This window comes from Noviherbaspirillum pedocola, from assembly GCF_016632335.1.
Lineage (GTDB): Bacteria > Pseudomonadota > Gammaproteobacteria > Burkholderiales > Burkholderiaceae_D > Noviherbaspirillum_A > Noviherbaspirillum_A pedocola.
On the sequence record NZ_JAEPBG010000002.1, the window covers coordinates 437,060 to 459,611 of the forward strand.

19 protein-coding genes are annotated in these 22,552 nt (G+C 64.6%); 9 read left to right on the forward strand and 10 right to left on the reverse strand.

All coding sequences use genetic code 11. The annotated features are described in order from the left end of the window. Positions 1–74: 74 nt before the first annotated feature. Together JJB74_RS07150 and JJB74_RS34150 are read left to right on the forward strand one after the other, a co-directional pair. Positions 75–1,367 carry a hypothetical protein gene (locus tag JJB74_RS07150; RefSeq protein ID WP_200591126.1) on the forward strand — a complete coding sequence of 431 codons (1,293 nt, stop codon included), beginning with the start codon at positions 75–77 and terminating at the stop codon, positions 1,365–1,367. A gap of 68 nt (positions 1,368–1,435) precedes the next feature. Next, positions 1,436–1,759: an ankyrin repeat domain-containing protein gene (locus JJB74_RS34150; RefSeq protein WP_407672294.1), complete on the forward strand. Its 324-nt coding sequence runs from the start codon at positions 1,436–1,438 to the stop codon at positions 1,757–1,759. 92 nt (positions 1,760–1,851) lie between these two features. Here JJB74_RS34150 and JJB74_RS07160 read toward each other — a convergent pair whose 3' ends face one another. The 5 genes from JJB74_RS07160 to JJB74_RS07180 all read right to left on the reverse strand — a co-directional run bounded on the left by JJB74_RS07160 (position 1,852) and on the right by JJB74_RS07180 (position 6,374). Continuing rightward, positions 1,852–2,286, reverse strand: a complete 435-nt coding sequence (locus tag JJB74_RS07160; protein ID WP_200591128.1) for a CBS domain-containing protein — start codon at positions 2,284–2,286, stop codon at positions 1,852–1,854. Positions 2,287–2,321: 35 nt separating this feature from the next. After that, on the reverse strand, positions 2,322–2,918 hold the full coding sequence (locus JJB74_RS07165) for a class I SAM-dependent methyltransferase (RefSeq protein WP_200591129.1): 597 nt from the start codon (positions 2,916–2,918) through the stop codon (positions 2,322–2,324). Positions 2,919–3,054: 136 nt separating this feature from the next. Further along, positions 3,055–3,924, reverse strand: a complete 870-nt coding sequence (locus JJB74_RS07170) for a glycosyltransferase family 2 protein (RefSeq protein ID WP_200591130.1) — start codon at positions 3,922–3,924, stop codon at positions 3,055–3,057. Beyond that, a complete protein-coding gene (locus JJB74_RS07175; protein WP_200591131.1) occupies positions 3,921–4,625 on the reverse strand; it encodes a PIG-L deacetylase family protein in 705 nt (234 codons plus the stop codon). Before JJB74_RS07175 ends, JJB74_RS07170 begins: the two co-directional genes overlap by 4 nt. Positions 4,626–4,751: 126 nt before the next feature. Next, complete coding sequence (locus tag JJB74_RS07180; protein ID WP_200591132.1) at positions 4,752–6,374, reverse strand: catalase; 1,623 nt, start codon at positions 6,372–6,374, stop codon at positions 4,752–4,754. Between the two features lie 193 nt (positions 6,375–6,567). Here JJB74_RS07180 and JJB74_RS07185 point away from each other — a divergent pair, with 193 nt between their 5' ends. After that, positions 6,568–6,762 carry a hypothetical protein gene (locus JJB74_RS07185; protein WP_200591133.1) on the forward strand — a complete coding sequence of 65 codons (195 nt, stop codon included), beginning with the start codon at positions 6,568–6,570 and terminating at the stop codon, positions 6,760–6,762. A 131-nt stretch (positions 6,763–6,893) separates the two neighbouring features. On the opposite strand, the gene JJB74_RS07190 is transcribed toward JJB74_RS07185, so the two are convergent. The 5 genes from JJB74_RS07190 to JJB74_RS07210 form a co-directional block, all read right to left on the reverse strand. Beyond that, the gene (locus tag JJB74_RS07190; RefSeq protein ID WP_200591134.1) at positions 6,894–9,143 is read right to left on the reverse strand and encodes an AAA family ATPase; all 2,250 of its coding nucleotides are present in this window, start codon (positions 9,141–9,143) and stop codon (positions 6,894–6,896) included. A gap of 173 nt (positions 9,144–9,316) precedes the next feature. Next, complete coding sequence (ssb, locus tag JJB74_RS07195; protein WP_200591135.1) at positions 9,317–9,775, reverse strand: single-stranded DNA-binding protein; 459 nt, start codon at positions 9,773–9,775, stop codon at positions 9,317–9,319. Positions 9,776–9,852: 77 nt separating this feature from the next. Next, positions 9,853–10,359 carry a siphovirus Gp157 family protein gene (locus JJB74_RS07200; protein WP_200591136.1) on the reverse strand — a complete coding sequence of 169 codons (507 nt, stop codon included), beginning with the start codon at positions 10,357–10,359 and terminating at the stop codon, positions 9,853–9,855. Continuing rightward, positions 10,356–11,378, reverse strand: coding sequence for an ATP-binding protein (locus tag JJB74_RS07205; RefSeq protein ID WP_234484020.1), 1,023 nt, complete (start codon positions 11,376–11,378; stop codon positions 10,356–10,358). Before JJB74_RS07205 ends, JJB74_RS07200 begins: the two co-directional genes overlap by 4 nt. A 32-nt stretch (positions 11,379–11,410) precedes the next feature. Continuing rightward, the gene (locus JJB74_RS07210) at positions 11,411–12,055 is read right to left on the reverse strand and encodes a hypothetical protein (protein WP_200591137.1); all 645 of its coding nucleotides are present in this window, start codon (positions 12,053–12,055) and stop codon (positions 11,411–11,413) included. A gap of 884 nt (positions 12,056–12,939) precedes the next feature. On the opposite strand from JJB74_RS07210, the gene JJB74_RS07215 reads away from it, so the two are divergent. The 6 genes from JJB74_RS07215 (at position 12,940) to JJB74_RS07240 (ending at position 22,462) form a co-directional block, all read left to right on the forward strand. Beyond that, the gene (locus tag JJB74_RS07215) at positions 12,940–14,664 is read left to right on the forward strand and encodes a carboxylesterase/lipase family protein (protein WP_200591138.1); all 1,725 of its coding nucleotides are present in this window, start codon (positions 12,940–12,942) and stop codon (positions 14,662–14,664) included. 184 nt (positions 14,665–14,848) lie between these two features. Beyond that, positions 14,849–16,540, forward strand: coding sequence for a YbaL family putative K(+) efflux transporter (gene ybaL / locus JJB74_RS07220; protein WP_200591139.1), 1,692 nt, complete (start codon positions 14,849–14,851; stop codon positions 16,538–16,540). 306 nt (positions 16,541–16,846) lie between these two features. Then, complete coding sequence (locus JJB74_RS07225; protein WP_200591140.1) at positions 16,847–17,317, forward strand: hypothetical protein; 471 nt, start codon at positions 16,847–16,849, stop codon at positions 17,315–17,317. Further along, on the forward strand, positions 17,227–19,230 hold the full coding sequence (locus tag JJB74_RS07230; RefSeq protein ID WP_200591141.1) for an SEL1-like repeat protein: 2,004 nt from the start codon (positions 17,227–17,229) through the stop codon (positions 19,228–19,230). The genes JJB74_RS07225 and JJB74_RS07230 overlap by 91 nt, the downstream gene beginning before the upstream one ends. 258 nt (positions 19,231–19,488) lie before the next feature. Further along, positions 19,489–20,736 carry a hypothetical protein gene (locus JJB74_RS07235; protein WP_234484021.1) on the forward strand — a complete coding sequence of 416 codons (1,248 nt, stop codon included), beginning with the start codon at positions 19,489–19,491 and terminating at the stop codon, positions 20,734–20,736. Positions 20,737–21,013: 277 nt separating this feature from the next. After that, positions 21,014–22,462 (forward strand): DUF3943 domain-containing protein, encoded by a 1,449-nt coding sequence (locus tag JJB74_RS07240; RefSeq protein WP_200591142.1) that lies wholly within the window; start codon positions 21,014–21,016, stop codon positions 22,460–22,462. The last annotated feature ends 90 nt before the right edge of the window (positions 22,463–22,552 follow it).

The following is a 22,552-nucleotide window of genomic DNA, read 5'->3' on the forward strand; positions in this document are numbered from 1 at the left end:
GCGCAACGCCTGGGGCAGCGTATCGTCGAACTCGGCGGCAAATCTTTCGATACCAGGGAGGCGATAGGGGGCTGTTGTCGGGGCTGGCGTATCTGCTGGAAGCGCGGGTAATGGCGGACACGCAGAAGCTGCGCGCTGTGATTGCGCAAGTGATGAAGCAGCTGGGCAGCGCGGGGAAGAAGTTCAAGGATGAAGAGTCGCGGCGCACGCTGCTGCCGGCGCTGCTGCGCCTGGAAGCGATCACGCTGGACGAAGCGCAGCCGGTGCTGGCGCGGCTGCTGGGGACAGCGGCATCGAGCTCGGGAAGGTACACGCTGCAGGACCTGCAGCGGGCAAGCCGGGCGCTGGGGGTGGAGGACGAGCCGGTTGCGGCATTGGCGCAGGGGTCATCGGCGCCGACCTCGACCGCATCGAGTGCATCGCTTTCATCGACCTCGTCGACCTCACTGCTAGTGCCCTCGGAAGCGACTGTCACGCCGGCGCCGCGCCCGGGCTATACGCGCATCGTCGAAGCGCCCGTATCGTCGGGCATGACAGGCAGGCCTGTACCGAGTACCTCGCGCAAGATGAACAGCGACTGGCAGCAAGCGCAGAAAACCATCAAGCCCGGCCGGCCCGCGCCGGTCCTGAGCAGTGCGCCGGTTGTGGTCACTGCAGCGCAAGAAGAAACGTCAGCGGCAAGCCAGGGAAAATCGGCTGCCACGACGAGCTCAAACGCCACGTGGAATACGAAGAACACGGCGACACAGGGTGCCACGCCATTTGCTACCGCATCGGGCGCAAGCGCGTCACCGCAGGATATGGGCAAGGGCAAGCCCGGGCAGGCGCAAGCCTCGCCGGCCGGCAACGATGGCGGGCAGAAGAACCGCAAGGATGACACAGGCGCGTCCAAAAAAACGAAGGGCAAGGCAAACGTCAAAGCGGCGACGCCGAAGCAGCAGTGGTTTGCGCTGATCAAGGATGCAGGCGCGTTGCAGGACTTGAAGCGGCTGGCAACCGACCCCGCGGTGCTCAATGCGCGGGACGGAGCAGGCAAGCAGCAGCGCGGCGGGCTGTTTCATGCGCTGGTTGCCGGAAGGAGTGACGTGGTGGCATGGCTGATGGCGCCGGAGACGGGATATCGACTGGAGCAAAAGGTCGGCCCGCTGCTGAACGCGGTATGCGAAGTCATAGACCTGGTGGGCGACGCGCAGCTGCAGGCGATTGCCTGCTTCATTGATAGTCTGAATACGACGGCGAGCGCCGAGCTCAGCACGTTCTTCAAGGAGCGCCCCGCCTTGATTGCCGGTGTGCAGAATCTGCTGAAAAAAAGGGGCTGGTCGCCGCCGGACCGGCGCAAGCGGATGCGGCATCAAACGGTGGCATAAAGGGCAAGGCCAGGAAGGCGCCTCCCAGCGAAAAGCTGCATCAAGCAGACAGGCGCGGCGACACCGCGCTGGTTTCCGCTTGCAAAAATGGACGCCTCGATGTGGTACAGCGGCTGTTGAAGGAAGGGGCGCGGGTAAATCAGGTCGATGCAGACCACGGCACTGCACTGATAGTCGCTTGCCAAAACGGTCATCTCGCCATCGTGCAGGCGCTGCTGCGCTCGGGGGCGCAGGTGGATAAGGTGAATGCGCATGGCACCAACGCGTTGATAATCGCTGCCCGAGAGGGCCATGCCGACATCGTGCGAGCGCTACACCAGGCGCTAAAGCAAGCGCGGGCAACGCCGAGCCAGGCGAATGTAGAGGCGCCGCAATCTCCTTCCGGGGAATGACAAGATCGTAGCGGATGAGCTTATTGCCGTGCTCGAGCGTCCTCGACTTTTCGACTCACGCTACGTGGTTTCCTAAGACTCCTGCCTTGAGCTCAGGACCGGTCCGGCTCGGACGGCGTGGAAATCTCGGACAGCGTGCGGTCGACCTCGGCCGAGTGCTTGGTCGCAAGGTCCCCGAGCGCGACGATGCCGATCAGCTTGCCGGTGCTGCGGTCCATCACCGGCATGCGCCTGATCTGCGCATCGCGCATGATGTCCATCACCTCATTGACTTCCTGGTCGGCAAAGCAATAGTGCATGCTTGCGCTCATCACCTCCTCGACCCGGGTCGAGCCAGGCGCCTTGCCCACGGATGTGGCGCGCACCGTGATGTCGCGGTCCGTGACCAGGCCGACCAGGCGGTCGCCCTCGCATACCGGGATCGAACCGACGTTGCGTTCATTCATGATGCGCGCGGCTTCCTGGATGCTGGCGCCGGGCGCGATCGTGGTCACGTCCGGGGTCATGATGTCCGAGATGTGTTGCATGCTGTTTTCCTTTCAGGGGGTGAGCGGTGCTCGGATCAGGCGAAACGCAGTCGTAGCGCGCGTATCTTCCAGCGCACGCCGCGCTGCGGGTTTTCGACGATGTCTTCATCGACGACGCTAGAGCGCGCAAGCAGCGCTTGCCAAATGTCTTCGTGATGCTCGCCATACATCGAGACGATCAGCAGCGCGTTTGCAGTCATGTTCCCGGCCGCGCATTTGTCGACGATGGCCAGCGGATCAGCAAAGCAGTACAGGGTTTCATTGAACACGACCGCATCGTAGCGGCCGGGCAGGCCTTGCGCGGCATAGTCGCACTGCGCGAAATGCGCGTCGGGATGGCGCGCCGCGGCTTGTTCCACGGCGCTCTGCGCCAGGTCGATACCCTTGTAGCGTGATGGCACGATGCCGACTTCGCGCCGCAGGTAGTCGAGCAGGATTCCCGTGCCGCAGCCGATGTCGAGCAGCGCACCGTGCGGAACATGGCGCTGGCAGAAGCGTGCGATCGCCAGGTAATGGCCGGCTTCATCGGCGCCAGCAAGGTAATCCCAGGCGCCGCTGGCGTATTGGTTTTCCCAGACATCGCGCTCGGCCGGCGCGCCTTTCGGGCGGGTGGTGTTCGGTTCATTGCGCATCGCATTTCCGGACAGTGGCTATGGGCAGTGGACAAGCGCCATGGCTATCGGGTTCGCGCAAAGGCCAGGGCAGGCGATACGCCGCAAAGTCGTGGTGCGGCATGACATCGGAAGCATGTGGCGGAAAGATCCGGAATCAGTGATGCAGCCGCCGGAACCAGTACGCCGCCTCGCCCGGAATTACCCGACGCCGCTTCAGCACCCAAGGCAATTCGCGCAGCGCGCCGCCGAGCGCCGGCAGCAGCACCGGCCGCGTGCTCGGCAGGCGCAGAATGCGCCGCGTCTCGGCCAGCGCGGTGCGCCATGGCAGGCGCATCCACGCCACCCACAGCGCGTTGCGGGCGAGATAGTGATTGCGCTTGACGCGGTCGCGCACCGGCGAAGGATGATGATGCACCCGCAACTGCGGCGCATACACGACGCACCATCCGGCCGCGATCAGGTCCAGCGTCAGCAGCGCTTCTTCGCAGCCGATGAAAAACTTCGGCTCATAGCCGCCGGCATCGATGAAGGCGGCGCGACGCATCACCGAAGCGCCGGCCATGAAGCCGAGCAGGGCGCGTCCCGGCAAGCCGTCCGAAGGCAGCGGACTTCGCGCCATCACCATGCAGGCCGGGTCCTCGCGCTCTTCCGGGCCAACCAGGATGCATGCCGACAGCACCGCGATGCGCGCATGCGCCTCCAGCAAGGCCACTGCCCGCGGCAGCGAGCCCGGCGACCACCAGGTGTCGTCGTCACAGAAAGCGATATAGGGTGTGCGCGCCTGACGCACGCCGGCATTGCGCGCCGCAGCGCCGATGTTTTGCGCCAGCCGGATCAGCGCGACTTCGGGGAAGGCATCACGCACCATCGCATCGGTGCCGTCGATGGAGGCATTGTCGACAACGATCAGCGCCGGCCGCTCGGGCAGCGCCAGCATGCGCTCCAGGGTGCGGCGCAGCTCGACCGCGCGGTTGAAGGTCAGGATGATGACCGTGAGCCGGCTCGACAATGACGTCGGCATCATGTCCCCTGCGCGGGCAGGTCTTCCAGGCGCCAGAAGCATTCCGGCGCGAAGGCGTCGGCATGACCATCGCGCAGCCTGGCCGCTAGTGCGCGCAACTGGCTGGCATAACAAGCGATCGCTGCTTCCTTGACGGGTGCGGCATCCGCATCGGGCCGGCTCGGCAGCGGCGTGGCTTGCACACCGATATCGATGAGGCGCGCCAGACGCCGCTGCAGGAAACCGGCGATGCGTCGGTAATGCGCCTCTTCATACATGCGCCAATCAAGCTCGGGCAAGCGCTTCCTGACGAGCAGCGCGGCTTCATGCGCGATCACATGGTCCGAGTGAAACAGGCCCGCTGGCAGAAGAACGGTGTTCGGCGCGAACTCGCGCACCGCGTCTTCCAGCGCGGCTGCCACCGCATCGGCCGTCGGCGTGTCGCCGTATTGGCTGTCGAGGAAGTCGAGCTGCATCGGCTTGGCCGCAAGAATCTTCAATGCCGCGACATCCTCGGCGCGCCGCGCAAGCATTGCTGCTCCAGCGCTGGCAAAGCCTGAACGCGCGTCCCAATCGGTTTGCATCGCGGTATCGCGCGGCGTGCCGGCGAAGATGGTTACCACCGCCGCGCGCGGCGCACGCCATATCGCTCCGGCGCAGGAGAGCGCCGCATCGTCGAGATGGGGCGAAATCACAAGCAGGTCTTGCTCGGGATGTTCAGGCATGGACTCTCATGGAATTCGCTGACGGGGAGGGAAGCGCCACCCGCACGCGGCGGGCGAAGCGCAGGCATCACATGGCATCTCGCCTGCGGCCGCATGCGCAGAGACGCCTGCGGCCGCACCGTCGGCTTACTTGGCGCCGGCGGTTTCGCCGATCTCGGCGTCTTGCGCCGTTGCTGTCGAGGTTTCGGCACGGCCATCGGTATAGGTCGCGGCATTGCGCAGTTGTCCCGGCGCCGGCTTGCCCTGCAGCGGCGGCAAAGCCTTGGCCCGTTCGAGATCGATGCCGGCGATCTCGGCCACACGGCGGCCATAGTCGGGATCGCAATGCCACAGGTGCCAGACCATGCGCAGCTGGATAGGCTCCGGACATTGCTTCAGGTCGCCGCCGACGTTGGCCACCAGTTCGTCGCGCTCCCACTCCTCGAAAGTGCGATAGCGTTCGCCAGCCTGGCGGTAGTCATCCTGGGTGCGCGAAGTCTGGTAACGGCCGAGATGGCCTTCCACATACTGGTGATATTCCTTCGCGGGCTTCTCGGCTTCGCGCAGGCCGCCCAGGCTGCTGGGCTCGTAATTGATGTGCCTGTTGCCGGCATCGGCGTCGACGTAATACGCCATCTGGCCATCGCGCTGATTGGTCATGGCGCGCGCCTTGTCCTGCGGCGCATTGATCGGCAGTTGCAGATAGTTGGGGCCGACGCGGTAGCGCTGCGTATCCGAATACGACAGGGTGCGGCCCTGCAGCATCTTGTCGTCCGAGAAGTCAACGCCTTCCACCAGCACGCCGGTACCGAAGGCGGACTGCTCGGTCTCGGCGAAGACATTCTCCGGATTGCGGTCCAGCACCATGCGGCCCACTGGCAGCAGTGGAAATTTGTCCTCAGGCCAGCGCTTGGTGTCGTCCAGCGGATCGAAGTCGAGTTCCGGATGGTCATCGTCGCTCATGATCTGCACGCAGAACTCCCATTCCGGAAAGTCGCCGCGCTCGATCGCTTCATACAGGTCCTTGGTCGCGTGGCCGACATCGCCGGCCTGGATCTCGGCAGCCTGCGCCGCGGTCAGATTGCGCACCCCCTGTTTCGGCTGCCAGTGGAACTTCACCAGGTGCGCCACGCCCTGGTCATTGACCAGCTTGTAGGTGTTCACGCCGGCGCCTTCCATCTCGCGGTAATTCGCCGGTATGCCCCAGGGGCTCTTGACCCAGGTCACCATGTGCAGGGCTTCCGGCGTCTGCGACACGAAGTCATAGAAGCGCCACGGTTCCTGGCGGTTCGTCACCGGGTCCGGCTTGAAGGCATGGATCATGTCGGGAAACTTGATCGCATCGCGGATGAAGAAGATCTTCAGGTTATTGCCGACCAGGTCCCAGTTGCCATCCACGGTCTTGAGCTTGACCGCGAAGCCGCGCGGATCGCGCGCGGTCTCGGGCGAATCCTTGCCGCCGATCACGGTGGAAAAGCGCACGAACACGGGCGTGCGCACGCCGGTCTCGTTCAGCACCCGCGCGCAGGTATATTTCGATGCCGGCTCATTGCCGATCCGGCCGTAGGCTTCGAAATAGCCATGCGCGCCCGTGCCACGCGCATGCACCACGCGCTCGGGAATGCGCTCGCGGTCGAAGTGGGTGATCTTTTCGATGAACTGGTAATTCTCCAGCGTGGCCGGGCCGCGCTCGCCGACGCTGCGCATGGCCTGGTTGTCTCGCACCGGATGGCCCTGGCGCGTGGTCAGGGTGGATTTTTCATTGCTCATGGAAACCTCGCTTGCATGGGGTATTGAGGAAGCTCAGATTTCGATGGGACTGTTCCGGATTGGTTCATATGTGGCAATGCTGCTGATGCGCGCCAGGGGTACGATCCGCTCAAATCGGCGTTTTCGAAGGCCCGTTACTGCAGAGTGCGCGTGCTAGCATCGCCGCTGCTTAACGTTTCAAGGGAGGATAAGCATGGCAACAATACGTGTGGCGCCTAACGAAGTGCAGGTCGACGACATCATCTATACCTTCGAAAGTTCGGGCGTGGCCGATGAATTCGAAGCCTGTGTGGCCACCGTCGATGTCGGGCATTGCGAGACGCAGTGCGTTCCGGTTGGCAAGCGCGATGCGGGAATGCCGCCGGTTGCCGAGTTTCCGGTGGATTGAGTCGGCGCAGGAAATATTCCGTTTCGCCGCGTCGCGTAGGGCCTGCTCCGCCCACGCGTCTTTTCGATGGCCGCGTGGGCGGAGCAGGCCCTACGAAGAGCGATCCTTCCCCGACACTTTCCCCTGTCCAGCTATCGATACCCCCGAGCCGTCATCTTGCGCATATTGCCCAGCGTGCGCTCGATCAGCAGCGCATTGCGCTGCGGCGCGGGCCTTGCGCACAGCGCATGAATAAGCGGCGCTTCACCCAACACGGTGAGCCGCTCCCGTGCACGTGAAAACGCGGTGTACAGCATGCCGCGATGCACGAAGGCCGGCGAGCCGCCGGTCAGCACCACGATCACTTCCCGGTATTCCGAACCCTGGGCCGCATGCACGGTGAGCGCATAGGCCAGCGCCAGCGCTTCCAGCGCGCCGCCGGGGAAATGGATGCGGCGGCCATCATCGAGCAGCAGCTCGAGGTAGAGCACATTGCGGCCGGCGGTGTCGCAGGCATAGTCTTCGATACGGCCGGTATCGCCATTCACCACGCTGCCCCCAGTTTCGCTTTCTGCCGCCGCGCCGTCATCGCTGCCCAGCGCCAGGTTCCTGCGGATCAGTACCCGGTCACCCACGCGTAGCGCGGTGCCCGGAATACGCCTGCCATGCGGATTGATGCGCTGACGCAGCACCTCGTTCAGATAGGTCGTGTTCCAGCCCGGCATATGGATGTCGCCCTTGCGGCGCGGCATCAGGAGCGCAATGCGCTCCAGGCCGCAGCGCTCGGCCGCATCCAGATAGGCATCAATCACCGGCGCAAGCCCCACCTCACCGGGTGGCGGCAGGCCGCGCACGAAATGCACACCGGGCAGATCGCGGCAGGCGATGTCGCCGTCGCGTGTCTGGCGCACCAGTTCCAGGATGCCGCCATCGTTGCGATGCGCACGATGCAATTGATGATGGTCGCCCGGCAGCTTCAACAGACTCTGCAGCACGTCGCCCGGCCCGACCGAGGGTAGCTGGCCGGTATCGCCGAGCAGGATCAGGTGGCAGTCGGCCGGCAGCGCATCGAACAGCGCGCGCGCCAGCGACAGGTCCAGCATCGAGCTTTCATCGACCACTACGATGTCGGCAACCAGCGAGCGCTGCCGCTCCGCCGCGCCCGCTTCCATCACGCCCAGCAGGCTGTGCAGCGTGCAGGCATTGCGGCCGTGGCGCGCCACCCGCGTGGCCAGCACTTTCGCAGCCTTGCCGGTCGGCGCGCAGAACAGGATGGTGCGATCGCGCGCGACATGGGCCAGCACTTCCATCAGCGCGGTCTTGCCGCAGCCGGGGCCAGCGGTGATGGTGTGCAGCGTATGGGTGGACGTGAGCACGCCGAGGATGGCAGCGCGCTGTTCGGAGTCGAGCGTGAAGCCCGCGCCCATGCCGGCTTCGGCGGCATCGATCTCGGCGCCGAGCTCGATGCCGGTGACGGATGAGATTGGCGCGGCAATGCCCAGCGCGCGGCGCGCGAGATGGCGCGCCAGCAACACTTCGGCATGGTAGAGATGGCGCGGATAGTAACGCTCATCTTCCAGCACTAGCGGCTCGCCGGCTTCCAGCGCCGCGGCAATGGCCGCCTCCGGCGCCACCGCGCCATCCCAGGCGGCAATGCGTTGCGCGAGCATGGCGCCATCAAGAAAGCTGTGGCCGCTGCGCTCGCAACCGTCGGCAAGCACAAACGCGGCCAGCGCCGCCAGGCGATTGCGTGCGTCGCGTGCCAGCCCCAGGCATTCGAGCGCGACACGGTCAGCCGCCGGGAAGTTGTAGCCTTCGACCTGGCGTATCGGCGCATAGGGATCGGCAGCGAAAAACGTCCATGCCTGACGCACCGGCTCCGTCTCGCCGGCCAACGGCAGCAGCCACTCGGCCAGGCGGCGCAACACCGCGGCGCCGATGCCGGCGTTGCCGATGCGGCCGGAGAGTTCGCGGCATATCAGGGACGCGGTGTCCTGCGTATCAAGCGCCTTGATCTTGCGCCGGGTGACGACGGAAAAGTCGAGCGAGGCCGGCCGTTCGACCAGGATCTTGCGCAATGCGTCGAGCCGCTCGCCGTAATGCTCGACCAGTTTCTTCGCGGTGGCTTCGCCGCAGCCGCGGTAGTTGGCCATCAGGTGCGCGACCAGCGCGTCGGTGGAAGAGGGCAGATCGATGGCCGCCGACGCCACCGCGATCTGACGGCCGTAGCGAGGATGCTCGAGGATCTGTCCTTCGAAGCGATAGCGGTTGCCCGCCGCCAGCGTGGCCAGCGCTTCGCCGACGCAGGTCAGCCGGCGCCCATCGTCCAGGCGCATGCTGCCGCGGCCCCATTTCTGGTTGTAGACGGAGAGGGAGGAGAGGACGCCGGAGATCTGGGTCATGAGGGAGCGAGGTGCGGGAGATTACGGCGGAAAGGATTATCCGCAGGCGGCTTTTCTGTAGGGTGGGCGCAGCCCACGCGGTGATCGAACGGGATCGAACAAGCGCGTGGGCGGAGCAGGCCCTACGGCTGTGCTGCGGCCATCACGACGGCCGCAGCACGAGCGATGCCGCATCAGAACGGAATCGCGTCATCCTCGAACTCGAACTCCGCCGGCTGCGGGCGAGCGCTCTTGCGCGTGATGGCGCTGCTCTGTTCCGCTTCGGGCTTGTGCTCCGGCGCGTCCTCGGCATGGCTGTTGCGTCCGCCAAGCATGCGCAGGTCGTCGGCGATGATCTCGACCACGTAGCGTTCGACATCATCCTTGCCGGTCCACTTGCGCGTCTGCAGACGGCCTTCGACATACACCAGCGAACCTTTCTTCAGGTACTGGCCCGCGATCTCCGCCAGCTTGCGGTACAGCACCACGCGATGCCACTCGGTGGCTTCGCGCTTTTCGCCGGTGGCCTTGTCTTTCCAGGTCTCGGTGGTTGCCAGCGTGAAGTGGGCGACCGCGTCGCCGTTGGCGGTGGAGCGGGTCTCCGGATCACGTCCCAGGTAGCCGATCAGGGTGACTTTGTTCAGGGTGCTCATGGCTTACTCCCAAGGGTGGTTAAAAACGTTGAAGCAGGGTTGTCGTGCCGTGCAGTGCGTCTCAGTGCCTCGGCGCCTCAGTGAATCTCCAGCCGCGTGCGCTGTTCAGCATGCGCGCCCGGCACCGCATTGCCGGCGCGGATCGCGGCCGCGATCGCGCGCTTGTCCGGCGTCGGTTTCGGCGCTTCGTGCCGGACCAGGAACTCATCCGGCAGCGCATCCTCGGCATCGATCACCACCTGCGGCGGATTGCGCCGCAGGGCCAGCGAAAACAGCGCGGTGGTGACGCGCTCGCGCTGCGCGGTCTGCATCAGGTCGGCGATCAGTTCGCGGCCGCGCTCGGCCGCTCGCGTCAGCGCTTCATGACGCTGCTGCAGACTGGCGATGGTTTCCTCCACGCCGCGCGCGGCGCTTTCGACATTGCGCACCATCTTCGCCAGATTCTCGAGGCGCTCGTCCAGCGGGCCGGCGATGGACTCGAGCGTGTCGGCGATCAATTGCGGATCGTCATGGCGCTCGGCCAGCACCTCGGCCAGCTGGCGGTATTGCGCCGCCAGCTCGAAGGCTTCGAAGACCGGGTTCATGCTGCAATGCCCACCGGTTCATGCTGGGCTTCGAGCCAGGCCTTGCGCTCGTTCTTCAGCGCGGTCAGCTCAGCCAGGGCCTCGTTGTCCGACAGCGCGGTCGCGGCGCGATAGCCCAGCGAGAAGGCCTTGAACAGCTCATCCAGCGTGTTGGCGTTCGAGATGGCATTGCATGCCTCGACGCGCTGCTCTTCGCTCATGGCGCGCTTGACCGGCGCATCCACGCCCGAGTCGAGCCAGGCCAGCAGCTGGTGGCCAGTCTCCATGTCCGGCTTGAAGATGGTGCCGTCGAACAGCCGGGTGCGGTCCTTGCCGGCGAAGGCCATGTGATGCACATCGAGCTCAAAGAAGGTGGTGAACTCGTATTCGATGCCATCGCGCATCACCGGCGCCAGGCCGACTTTCCTCACCACGCTCTTGCCGGTGCGGTCATCCTTTTCCTGCACGTACTCGGTCTTGGCACGCATCGTCGCGATGATGTGGCAGCGGCTTTGCAGCAGCGCTTCCACCAGTGCATTGTGCTCGGGTGTGACCTGGCGCCATGCCTGCCAGCTGTTGCCCGACTTATCGGCAATCTTGCCCTGACGGTCCAGCGAGCCGCCTTCGCCGGTCCACGCATGCGACAGGCTGTCGATGATGATGGTCTGCACGCCGGCATCCTCGAGCGCATGGATCGCCTCGATGTAGCGCGCCGGCGAATACGGCGGCGTCAATTGCAGCACGTCGTAGCCTTCCGGCAGCAGGTCGGCGTACAGATCGCCGCTGCCGTGCTCGGTATCGATCATGCCGATGCGTCCGCCCAGGCCGCCGGCGATCAGGAGCGCGGAGTAGGTCTTGCCGCTGCCAGCGGGGCCCGACATGCCAAGGCGGAGCTTGGCGCGGCGTTTCGTGGCGCGATGAATTTCAAATCCAGCCATGACTTTTTTCCTTTCCTTGTTTTCGTATTCGAACTCGTGTTGCCGGCCTGCCTCTTCGAACCACTGCATGCCGCCGTCGTCCCAACCTGCCTGCTCACTCATCGTCGATTCCTTTTGCACCCTGTTCGGTTGCATCAATGCAGATTGCGTGGCGCTGGCTGTGCCGGCGCGCCCACCACCCGCGACAGGTCGCCCGGCGGCAGCAGGCTTTCCACCTGCGCGGCGCTCAGGCGCCCCTTCTTCACCGCGTCAGTGAGCGCGCGCTCGCGGTCTTTCATGTCGCGGCCCAGCGACGGCATCCAGCGCACCGGATCGCGCCGCACGCGCGCCGCCTGCACCGCGCGCGCATAGTGCTCGGCGAACACGCGGCGGGCGCCGGCGTTATCGCCGGACTCCAGCAGCGGCAGCGCCATGCCCCAGGCCTGCGCCATGTCTTCGGTCCACACCGTCGAAGCCGCCTCGTCCAACGGCAACAGGCTCCAGGCTTCATCGACATCCGGACGGCCGTCGGCGATGCGCACGATGATGTCGCCCACCTTGAGCCGGCCCTGCACCTCCATGCGGCAGCGCGACAGCGCCGTCATGATCGCGTTCTCATCGAACTCGGCGAGGTCGCCGGCGAGGATGCGCGCGGCCGCGATCGACAGCGACTGGCCGCAGATTTCCGAAGTCACCCGGATCGCATCCACCAGCGCCGGCGGCACGGTGTCGCTGTTGGCAGCCAGCTCGAAGTCGCTCGCATCGACCGGTTGCGGAAAATGAACTCTCAGCTTTTTCATAAGACTCCAGCTTTGGCTGTCAATAGAGGAAACAGAATGCGGACCCACTGGCCCATGGCGCTTGTCGAAGAGGAAGACGCCGGAAATGTTTGTCAATGCGCTCCGGTGAAAACACCGCCGCTGCGCCATGCCTATGCCCGGGATCCGAGCTTGTTCATAAGATCAAAGTGACGAAATCGTCGCGAGAAGTGAGAAAGGCGCGTCAGGAACCTAGCGCTTGCATCTTCGGTTCAGGGAATACTTCAGTCGGGCGCGGTGCCCGACTTAACCAATGTATTGGAATTAATTCCAGCAGGCATTTGCCATCCGTCTTGGGCCAGAAACAGCGCCATGTTGCGCCGAACACTGTATGTAAACACAGTACATAGTAGCTGGAAAAGCGAGCATTTGCAACACAAATCCGCTGGTTTAATTTGAAAATAAAGTTGCTTAAACGAAGCTGCTTCACGTTGGCTTAATGGCATCCAAGTCACTGTTTGAAAACAATAATTCTGTTGTGAAAAGAAGGTTCCGGCACTCGTCTCAGATGGTGGGTAAGCCCGATTTTTCAAGGGTTTTTGCATGCTTTTCAGTTAATCGGGCTTCTGATTAAGCGAAGCTCCACTGTTTCGTGAAAATGCCCCTGTCGGCAGCATGATCCGCTGCGGCAGCGTAAGGGAAGAAGCGGGGCAGGCACCTTCCCGATGCAGGTGCAAACCGGCACCGGCCGGCCTTGTCGGAACTGGCGCCCGAGCTACCTTATCGACGCGTGCCACGCCCGGCGACCAGCGCCGCGCCGCGTTTGCTTTGCGTGCTGCGCCGTCGGCGTTGGCCGCGCATTTGACCGGGCGCAGCGCTAGCCCCTACCATGCGCGCTCCCATAATCAATTCAAAAAGGAAATTCCATGGAGGAACGCGGGGAAGGTGGCGCCATGGGCGCTGGCGCAAGGGAGATCCTGCATCGTATGGCGGCCTGGTGCGCCGTTGCTGCGGCGGCAGCGCTGACTGCGTGCGCTGGGCCGGGCACTAGCGCCTGTGGCAATGGCGATGTGGTTTGCACCGGCTCAGGCGCGGTGCGCGGCATGGCCGATGGCGACACGATCGCCTTCAAGGGCATCCCGTATGCGCAGCCGCCGGTGGGCAGCCTGCGCTGGCGCGCGCCGCAGCCGGTGCAGCCCTGGCAGGGCGTGCGTGACGGCAGCCGCTTCGGGCCGGTCTGCCCGCAATGGGATGGCCGGGCCGTCATCGGTAGCGAAGACTGCCTCACGCTCAACATCTGGCGGCCGAAGGAGATGCCGCGCCAGCCGCTGCCGGTAATGGTCTTCCTGACCGGTGGCGGCAACCATGCGTTTTCCGGCCAGGGCTCGCCCGGCTTTGGCGGCGTGAACTACAACGGCAAGCTGGCGGCACCGCAGGGCGTCATTCACGTGAGCTTCAACAACCGGCTCGGCGCGCTCGGCTTTCTGGCGCATCCGGCGCTGGACGCCGAAAACCCGGAACATGTCTCCGGTAATTACGGCAGCCTCGACCAGATCGCGATGCTGCGCTGGCTGCAGCAGAACATCGCTGCATTCGGCGGCGATCCGAAGCGCATCATGTTGTTCGGCACCTCGGCCGGCGGCGGCAATATCTGCGCGCTGATGACCGCGCCCGCAGCGCGTGGCCTGTTCCAGGCGGCGGCCATGGAAAGCAGCGTGCCCACCGGCTGCGAACTGCAGACACTGGCCGACGCCGAAAACGGCACCGGGGCGCTGCTTTCGCAAAAGCTCGGCTGCGGCCCGAATGCGGATGCGGCCTGCCTGCGAGGCAAGAGTCCGCAGGACATCGTCGCCGCGCTGCCGGGCAGCTTCGGCGTGCAGCCGCGCCAGCACGGCCCGAACATGGATGGCCAGGTATTCCCGCAGCAGCCGATCGCGGCGATACGCAAGGGCGAGCATGCCCACATGCCGGTCATCATCGGCAACGCCACCGAGGAAACCATGCAATGGGCCGCGGGGCTCGGACCGGCGAAGGACGCAGCCAGCTATGAAGCCGCGCTGACCAGGGCTTTCGGCGCGAACGAAGCGGCGCGGGTGCGCGAGCAGTATCCGATGGCTGCCTATGCCTCGCCGCACATGGCGCTGGTGCGCGCGACCACCGACGCCTATTTCACCTGCCAGAGCCGGCGCGTGGCGGCTGCGCTTGCGACTTCGCAGTCGCAAGCGGTATACCGCTACCTGTTCGACCATGCGCTGGAAAATGATGCCGAGCTCAAGGCCCAGGGCGCGATCCATACCGTTGAGCATGCGTTTCTCTTTCCATGGGAAGGCAGCTACCGGCCCACCGCGACCGACCTCGCCATACAGCAGCGCATGGTGGCGGACTGGACCGGCCTGGCGAAGACGGGCGCACCGGGCGCTGCCTGGAGCGCGACTTCGCCGCGCGATCCGGCGTATCTCTACATAGGCTCGCGCATCGAGATGCGGCATGAGGATTCGGCGCATTGCGCGTTCTGGGACACCGTGCGGCTGCCGTGGCCGCATAGTGAGCCAAGGGATGGACGGGCCGCGGTCGGCCCGTTGCCGCCTTGCTGGAATCATAGGGGCAGTTCGATTTGCAGTCGTGTAGGGTGGGCACAGCCCACGCGGTGATTGGCGTGCCGCGTGGGCGGAGCAGGCCCTACGAACTACGAACGGAAGATGCGGCGATTCCTCGCACGCGAAAACGATCCGGCCGTTTTTTCCTTGCGCATCGCTCTCGCTGCGGCCTAACCGGAACTGCCGCGTTGCACTATCGTCCTACCCCTGTCTTCCACCTTTTTCGCCAGGACCGAGCATGACCCACGACATCAATCTGATCACCACGATCGCCGCGGCGCTTGGCTTTGGTCTGGCCTTTGGCCTCATCGCCGTGCGCCTGCGCCTGCCAGCGCTGGTCGGCTATCTCGCCGCCGGCATCCTTATTGGGCCAGCCACGCCGGGCTTCGTCGCCGATGTGCAGTTGTCGAGCCAGCTCGCGGAAATCGGCGTGATGCTGCTGATGTTCGGCGTGGGCTTGCATTTCTCGCTGGACGATCTGATGCAAGTGCGGCGCATCGCCTTGCCCGGCGCGCTGATGCAGATCGCCGCGGCCACCGCGATGGGCATCGGCCTGGCGCAGTGGTGGGGCTGGAGCTTCGGCGCCGGGCTGGTGTTTGGTTTGGCGCTATCAGTAGCCAGCACCGTGGTGCTGCTGCGGGCATTGGAAGACCTGCATGTGCTCGACAGCATCAACGGCCGCATCGCGGTCGGCTGGCTGGTCGTGGAGGACCTGGTCATGGTGCTGGTGCTGGTGATGCTGCCGGCCTTGTCCGGCGCGCTCGGCGGCACGCAGTCGGGCGACGACACGCCACTGTGGCAGACGCTGGCGGCAACGCTGGGTCGCGTCGCCGCGTTCGTCGCCTTCATGCTGATCGTGGGCAGAAAGCTGTTTCCGTGGCTGCTGTGGCGGGTAGCGAAGACCGAATCGCGCGAGCTGTTCACGCTGTGCGTGATTGCCGCGGCGGTCGGCATCGCCTATGCCGCCTCGCATGTGTTCGGCGTGTCGTTCGCGCTGGGCGCCTTCTTCGCCGGCATGGTGCTGCGCGAGTCGGCGCTGTCACACCGCGCAGCCGAGGAATCGCTGCCGCTGCGCGACGCGTTCTCGGTGCTGTTCTTCGTGTCGGTGGGCATGCTGTTCGATCCGCGTGTGCTGATCGAGCATCCATGGCAGGTGCTGGCCGTGGTCGTGGTGATCGTGTTCGGCAAATCGCTGGCTGCCTTTGCGCTGGTGCGCCTGTTGCGCTATCCGCTGCATACCGCGTTGATGGTATCGGCGAGCCTGGCGCAGATTGGCGAGTTCTCATTCATCCTGGCCGGGCTGGGCATGTCGCTGGGCTTGTTGCCGGCCACGGGACAAAGCCTGATCCTGGCCGGCGCGATCCTGTCGATTGCGCTCAATCCGGCGATGTTCAAGCTGGCCGCGCTGGCCGAGCGCCGCGATGCCACGTCGTCGTCGCCGCCGCCGCGCTACCCTGACCCACTGGCCGAGCTGCCGATGACGGTGCCGCAGGAGCGGCTGAACCGGCACGTGGTGCTGGTTGGTTATGGCCGCGTCGGCAAGCGCATCGCGGCCGAGCTGGAAGAGCGCGGCATTGCCTATGTCGTGGTTGAGCAGAACCGCGAGCGGGTCGAGCGCCAGCGCGCGCGCGGCCTGGCTGCGGTGGCCGGCGACGCGGCCGAGCCCGGTGTGCTGATCCAGGCCCACATTGCCCGCGCGGCGATGCTGGTGGTGGCCGCGCCTGACGCTTTCGATGTGCGCAGGATGATTGCGACAGCGCGCGCACTCAATCCGCAGATACGCAGCGCGGTGCGCAGCCACAGCGATGCCGAAGCCGAGCTGCTGCGCGAGGAAAGCGCAGACCGGGTCTTCGTCGCGGAACGGGAATTGGCCGACAGCATGGCGCGGCATGTGCTGGAGCAGATGGCGGGTGGTGTGCAGGCAGCCTGAGACGAAAGTCCGAATGCGCGTGCAGCAGTGGGTGACAGCTTGCTTGCATGGCTGCCGGAATTCGCGGCGAAAACCTCATCGTTTCGTTTTGTACATCGAACGGCACTGCAGGCAAATGAACTTTGTCTGCGGCCGTCCTATTCATGGCGTTTTTGACCCGAACCAAGGGATGCCATGACGCCAATCTCTCCTGCCAAGCACAATGGGACCGGACCAAGAGCGCCAACGCTGCCATTGGGAGGATCCGATCCTCATACACAAAAGTCTGGCATCGCGCCCCAGGACACAGCGGGTGGCGAGCCGCCAATGCAAACCGCACGTTCGCCGCAGATGAAGAGCGGACGTGAAGAGACCGAGGAATCTGCGCGAGACCAGCCACCGGCAAAACGCCCGCGCCTGGACGAGGCGCCAGCATTTACAACCGGCCAATCGCAAGCGGGCGCCCCGATGCCCACGAGCCAGGAAGTCGACCACGGCGAAGCTACGAATCGGGACACGGACGAACCATCAAGCGACATGGATACATCGGATGCGGAGCCATTGCCGCCCGACTGCGTCGTGGAATCGTATGTGGTCGAGACGGTGGACCTGACGCAACGGGAATTTCTCGCGTGCATGCAGGCGGCAAGCTGGGGCGATGCGCAGGCGCAATGTCGCCTGGCTCGGATGTATTACGAAGGCGAGGTGTGCAGGAAGACCCATGTCAAGCGCTGGACTGGTACCGGCAGGCCGCAAACGCGGGCAACATCCAGGCGCAACAGACGCTGGGCTGCATGAGCCTGGAAGGTTTGGATAGGGAGGCGGATCCTTCCAAGGCGATCGAATGGTTCCGCTCGGCTGTGGATAGCGAATGGGCGCGAGCGCAGTTTGGTTTTGGCGTCACCACATCATTGTTGAAGCGTAGCACGCAGCGACTTCAGGGGAGGTGGGAACAGCTCATCAAAGGGCAAAGAGCAGCCGGCGGCCCCAACGATGCTTTCTTCCTGTATATGACTGCCTGCAACTATCACAACGGTTTCGTAACCGAGCAGCAAATTGATAAGGCCATCGAGTTCTATCGCAGGGCAGCGCAAGGCGGCCACGTTGAAGCGTGTCACGCTCTGGCGCAGTTGTATGCTAACGGTTGGTGCGTGAAGAAAGACACGCGCGAATCGCTGCATTGGTATTGCATGGCCGCTCGCTGTATCGAGCAGCAGGGGCAACCCCTATCAGACGCACAACCGACGTCCGTGTTGGATGCCATCGATGAGCCCGACCTTCAGCAAGACCTTGCCTGGTGCCGCGAAGCGGCGCAACGCGGAAACGCCGATGCGCAGGTTTGCCTGGCCCTTGCGTACAAGAATGGTACGGGTGTCGAAAAGAGTATGGAGCAGGCATATCACTTCGCTTCACAGGCCGTGCAGCAGGGGCATGCGTTCGGCCAGTACCTGCTGGGCATGTTTTATCGGTCCGGCTTTGGCGTGGAGAAGGACGAGAAGCTGGGTGAGGAATGGATGCTCAAGGCGGCGCAACAGCGCTGCTCTCAGGCCGAGGTCGAGCTTGCAAGGATATGGATGCAGACTGCTTGGGAGGGAAAACGTGGTTCCCAAGGCCAGCAGGAAATTACTGAAACGGCGCGCGAGGCTTTTGATATGGTTCGCCGCGCTGCTTTGACATGCCACGCCGGTGCAAAAAAAATGGTTGCGGCTTGCTACGAGCACGGTATCGGCATTTCGGAAGACAAAGCTGCTGGCCGCTTCTGGCTTGCCGAGGCCGCCAAGTACGGAGACGCGCATGCACAGTATCGGGTCGGCGCCCTATGCGAGAAGGGAGATGGTACCGAGGTCAATATGCGCCAGGCACTTGACTGGTACAGGAAGGCCGCAGCCAATGGTAACTCGCAGGCGCAATGTGCCTTGGGACGGCTGTACCTGAACGGCAACGGCGTTGTCAGGGACATCCCGGCCGCTTTTGAGTTCTTCAAATCCGCCGAACAGCGCGGCAGCAGGCACGCGGCGGAGCAGCTCGGGCGACTGTACCGAAGCGGCGATCTCGGCACGCCGGACCATAAGCAATCCATGCACTGGCTGCTGGAAAGCCGCAAGGAGCCGGCGCACACTCTGGATCAGACTCCAGTAGACGCGAAGAAGGCGCCGAAGGTGTTGAACCTGAGTTCCCTGGAGCTGCAGGCGGCGCAGATTCGTTATCTTCCCGAGGAAATCGGCACTGAACACTCCTGGAGCGTGCTGGATCTGTCCAACAACGCTTTCGATGACGAAGCTGCAGGTGATATCGCCCGGCTCATCCGGCGCGATCAGCATCTAAGCGAAATACGGCTGTCACGCACTCGGCTCGGCGCCGCCGGGCTGGAAGAAATCGCGCAAGCAATGCACAACAACATCAGCCTGCTGGAAGTGACGCTCGACCATCACGTGGAGGAAGCACAAGCGTCGCAAGCCAAGCGCATCAACGAAGAACGCGCGCGCAATGCGCGTATCGGCGAACTGCGTTCGCGATGGAACAAGCCCGAGCTGGAAGGCGCATCAGCTACCGTGCCGACCGACGTGGTACATCCCCTTGGCGACGCGCTGATCTTGCAGGACCAGAAGTTTGGCTCGACGGCGGTCACAGCCGAGGCAACTCGTCTGCGCCTGGCCATGCTGCTGCTGAGCCTGAAGGAGCGGAAGGTGGCGCAGCCGTGGGAACAGTAAGCGGCCATACGTGCAGAAAAACGGCGATGCGCGATCGTCTGTCTTCCGAGGCGAAGCCGAGTCTGACGGCGACTATGGCATGCAACCGCGCTGGCGTCGCATCAGCGCTTCTTGCGCAGCCGTAAGCCGCATTGTCGCCGCCGGAACCACACCTGCGCCTGCCCGTCTGACAGATTTTGATCAGCGGACGGCGCTTCAGAGACCATCGAGTCGAAGCCCTCCGCATGCGCTGCGCCCGCACGGGCAAGGAGATTGCAGATGGCTGAAACACCGCAAGACCGTTCTCTCGCCGCAGGCCTGGAACAGCATCGCTCGCCGGGCACCGCCATGGTCACCGGCCTGTTCCGCGACCGCGCCAGCGCCGAGCGCGCCTGGGAAGCCGCTTCCCGCCGCGGCTATGACCGCGAGCATGTGAATGTCGTGATGTCGGACGCAACGCGCAAGCGCCATTTTTCCGGCGACGATGCGGTGCAGACCGAGCTCGGCAGCAAGGCGGCCGAAGGCGCCGGCATCGGCGCGGGCATAGGCGGCACCCTGGGCGCGATCGCCGGCGTGGTGGCGGCAGTGGGCACCAGCATCGCGCTACCCGGACTTGGCCTCGTGATCGCCGGGCCGCTGGCTGCGGGCCTGGCCGGCGCTGGCGCTGGCGGCGTCACCGGCGGTCTGCTGGGCGCGTTGATCGGCGCCGGCATTCCGGAAGAACGGGTCAAGCATTATGAGCAGGGCATCCACGAGGGCGGCATCCTGATGGGCGTTGCGCCGCGATCGGAAGAGGATGCGCGCGAGCTGGAGCGCAGCTGGCGCGACAGCAATGGCGAGCATGTGCTTGGCACGGGCTTGGGGGCGGGCGGCGGTGCTGTCGGTGGCGCTGTCATCGGCGCGCCCGCAGGGCCGCTCGGCATGGCGGCGGGCGCGGCGATCGGCGCGGTCGCCGGCGGCATGGCCGGGAAGGCGACGGCGGAAACCGCGTCGCAGTCACAGGCCGCTCCTGCTGCGGCCACGCCAGCTGCGGCCGAGGCCGACGAGACCCGCACCCGCCATACCGAGCAAACCATCGCTACCGGCGTTGCCACCACGATGGGCGCGCTGGTCGGCGCGGCCCTGGGCGGGCCTCCGGGCATGGCCGCGGGCGCGGCCATCGGTGGCCTGGCTGGCGCCGGCGCGGCGATGGGCAAGGGTCAGGACGCTGTGGCGCATCCTGTTGCCGATGCACCTTCGGCGTCGTCTCCCGGCATGCCCATGCATTACGGCGAAGAAGAGGCCTATTGGCGCCGTGCCTTCGATGGCGAGCCGTATCGCCTCGGCGAATACCGCTATGAGGACTATGCGCCGGCCTACCACCTCGGCTACACCACCTTCGGACGCTATGGCACCCGCTTCGAGGAAGCCGAATCGCGGCTGGCCGGCGAGTGGGATGTTGCGCGCGGCGCCTCTCGCCTGAGCTGGCAGCAGGCACTGCCTGCGGTGCGCGCGGCCTGGGACAAGCTCGGCGGCAGACGGGCCTGAATGGCGGTGTGGGCGTCAAGGCCGTGGGCGGCCTTGACGCCCGCATCGCCTTCACCCGCTGCAGCGCTTGCGTACCACCACGGGCGAAAGAATCATTCCTTGCTTGCGCATAACTGAGCGCATGCAGACAAGCGCGACAATGCCAGCGGCGCTGCGCTGCGCGATGCACGCGGCCCGGGACGTCCATCCTCCGCTTCCGGCTGTCATCACGATGAACAAGAACAATTCATGCAGGGACAGTCGCGCGTCCCGGCCCCAGGCCTGGCTTGCCGCTTTCATGCTGGCCGCAAGCGTCCAGGTTCATGCCGAAGACAGCGTCTCGCTCGGCAGCATGCTGCTGTCGGAAAGAGCGCTGGCGCAGGCGACCGAGCGCGGCGAAGTGCTTGGCAGACGCGCGCCGGCTGCGCAAGCCGATGCGTCGGATACATCCGATGACCAAGCCTACAAGGCTTATCTGCCTGCAGCTCTGGAAATACTCGGCTTTCAGTTGCTGCTCAACCGTATCGACTACGCCTTCATCGGGCCGGCTTCGGACTACGACGTCAGCCTGCACTCGATACGCAAGAACCTGCACAGCAGCTGGCAGGTGGACCACGATCCCTTCGAAGTCAACCAGCTCGGCCATCCGTACCAGGGGTCGATCTACTACGGCATCGCGCGCAGCAACGGCCTGAACTTCTGGGAGTCCTTCGGCTATGCCTTCGCCGGCAGCGCGATCTGGGAAATCGCCGGCGAAACCACGCCGCCTTCGCGCAACGATCAGATCACCACGAGCATCGGCGGCAGCTTTCTCGGCGAATCGCTGTACCGCATGTCGAATCTGGTGCTGCAAAACGGCTACGGTCTGCCACCCGTATGGCGCGAGCTGGCGACCGCGGTACTGTCGCCGCCGGTGGCCTTCAATCGCCACTTCCGCCCGGCCAAGGGCTCGGACATCTTTGCCAGCAACGACCCGGCGCTGTACGCGCGACTGCGCATCGGCGTGGACGCTGTGCAGAACAATACGCCCGGTTCTTCGCTTTCACCGAAGCGCAACGACGTTGCCGCCGATTTCCGGCTCGACTACGGCTTGCCGGGCAAGCCCGGCTATCAATATCGCCGCCCGTTCGACTATTTCAGCTTTGCCCTGCGCGTGACGAATGTGCGCGGCATTGAAAGCCTGTCCACGCGCGGTCTGCTGCTCGGGAAGGATTTTGACGCGGGTGAACGCCTGCGCGGCATCTGGGGGCTTTACGGCAGTTACGATTTCCTTTCGCCACAGCTGTTCCAGGTTGCCAGTACCGGGCTGTCGCTTGGCAGCAATGCGCAATGGTGGCTCAGCGACAGCATTGCGCTCCTGGCTCATGCGTCGGCCGGTATCGGTTACACCTCGACCGGCACAGTGCGCAGCGCCTCCAATGAGGAATACCACTATGGTTTTGCTCCGCAGGCGGCGCTGTCGTTGCGGCTCATCGTCAATAACCGGTTCTCCGTCGATGTGAATGCGCGCGAATTCTTTGACGGCAAACTCACCATCCCGGAAGCCGGTGGCACCGACCGGGTGCTGCGCGGCTCGGCGGCGCTGACCTGGCGCATCCATCGCAACCACGCGCTCGCGCTGGAATACATCACTTCGCGCCGCAAATATGCTTTTCCCGACAGCGAAGCGCAGAAGCAGCGGGAAGACAGCATTGGCGTGTATTACACTTGGCAACCGGCGGACGGGTTTGGCGCGGTGCGCTGGTGAACTGAAGCGAATAGGCTCCAGGTCACGGCGAAATGATTGCAAACAGGAAATCTCTTGTGGGATACTGCTACAACTATTAAAACAATTACA